Raw genomic sequence first — 1,650 nt, forward strand, 5'->3', positions numbered from 1 at the left:
GGCAAGGCGCTGGGCTTTGCCCTGTTCAACCTGCAGGATCGCGGCAAGCTGTTCATCGGCCCCGGCGACGAGGTCTACGAGGGTATGGTGATCGGCCTGCACTCGCGCGAGAACGACCTGGTCGTCAACGCACTCAAGGCCAAGCAGCTGACCAACATCCGCGCCGCCGGCACGGACGAAAACATCCAGCTGACCCCGCCGATCCGCATGACGCTGGAGCAGGCCATCGAGTTCATCGACGACGACGAACTGGTCGAGGTCACCCCGGAAAACATCCGCATCCGCAAGAAGTTCCTGCTCGAGCACGAACGCAAGAAGGCCGCCCGCGCCGCTTCGGCGTAACGGCGGACGCCAACGCCCCGCAAGTGGGGCAGGCAAAAAAAGCGCCCGGTCGGATCATCCGCCGGGCGCTTTTTCGTGTCATGTCCGCTGGAACCAGGTTCTTTGCCACCCCGGGAATTGCAAAGCGTTTATCCGGGACCTGTATGTGGTGCTCCGCCGAGGGGCAAAACAGGCAAGGTTTCCCAAACAGCTAGCAGCCCAACGTGACGGCCGCTATTGCGGGCCTCACTCATCCAGTTGCCGCAGTAAACTGTCCAGTTCGCGCGCCATAACCGGGACGTCGGTCGTGGCAGTGCTCCAGACAATACGGCTATCGATCTTGGCATAACCATGGATCAACAGGTTTCGCAGATCCACGGCCGCCCTCAACTGTGGAATCTGTCGGGCCAGATCGGGATCCGCCTTTTCCAGCTGCCCCAGCGCCTCGCCCAGAATCTCCAGCTGCCGCTCAACGGCGGAGCGCATCAGGTCGCTGGCCATGTAGCCATCTTCGTTTGCGTCCTCCACGAATTCCGCCACGCGTCTCGCGGCTTCACGTGCATCCCAAACGTAAGCACGCGGATCACGCCGCATGGACCGCTTCCCGGGTTCGCTCGATATCCGCGAGGACATACGGATTGCTCACGCTTTCCGGCGTCACCAGGTCCACGGGCCGTCCAAGAATGTCGCTCAACTCTCTGCGCAGACCGAGGAATTTGTCTAGGGACAATCTGGTCTGATCCGGCCCGAATTCTACGAGGAAATCCACGTCCGAACGTTCAGGGTCGAAATCTTCGCCGCGAGCTGCAGATCCGAAAACGTCGAGCCGCGAGACGCCGAAGTCACGGCATACCGATTCGAGGGCGCTGCGATGTTGTTCAATCAATGGATGCATGCCCGAGCCTCCTTCCGGAATACGATACGACAGTCACGCCCCAAGCGCAGCCGTCGAACAATTTGAGAGCTCTGGGGGCGACCAATCCGGGGGCAAAAGGCGAGCTCTGACCCCACGCGCGCGCATCCGCATCCGCAAGAAGTTCCTGCTCGAGCACGAACGCAAGAAGGCCGCCCGCGCCGCCTCGGCATAAGGCCTACGCCAGCGCCCCGTCAGTGGGCAAGGCAAAAAAGAAGCGCCCGGTCGGATCATCCGCCGGGCGCTTTGTCGTGTATAGCTAGCTCGTCTTCTTGCAGCGCCTTGGGCAAAAGGCAAGCTCTGACCCCCTGACCCTTGATCGCCAACGCCGCTGGCAAGGCGCTGGGCTTTGCCCTGTTCAACCTGCAGGATCGCGGCAAGCTGTTCATCGGCCCCGGCGACGAGGTCTACGAGGG

Annotated in this window: 2 protein-coding genes and 2 pseudogenes; 2 read left to right on the forward strand and 2 right to left on the reverse strand. The window is 61.9% G+C overall.

The genetic code is table 11. The features are described from left to right. Positions 1–342 (forward strand): annotated as a pseudogene (locus tag G372_RS13400) (translational GTPase TypA); the annotation flags it as partial. 225 nt (positions 343–567) lie between these two features. Here the strand turns inward: G372_RS13400 and G372_RS0100025 are convergent. Beyond that, entirely contained in the window at positions 568–915 is a 348-nt protein-coding gene (locus tag G372_RS0100025) for a HepT-like ribonuclease domain-containing protein (RefSeq protein ID WP_018875235.1), read from the reverse strand. Further along, positions 905–1,216 (reverse strand): nucleotidyltransferase family protein, encoded by a 312-nt coding sequence (locus G372_RS0100030; protein WP_019623740.1) that lies wholly within the window; start codon positions 1,214–1,216, stop codon positions 905–907. Before G372_RS0100030 ends, G372_RS0100025 begins: the two co-directional genes overlap by 11 nt. 333 nt (positions 1,217–1,549) lie before the next feature. On the opposite strand from G372_RS0100030, the pseudogene G372_RS14535 reads away from it, so the two are divergent. Beyond that, positions 1,550–1,650 (forward strand): annotated as a pseudogene (locus G372_RS14535) (hypothetical protein); the annotation flags it as partial.

Source organism: Thioalkalivibrio thiocyanoxidans ARh2 (assembly GCF_000385215.1).
GTDB classification, from domain to species: Bacteria; Pseudomonadota; Gammaproteobacteria; order Ectothiorhodospirales; family Ectothiorhodospiraceae; genus Thioalkalivibrio; species Thioalkalivibrio thiocyanoxidans.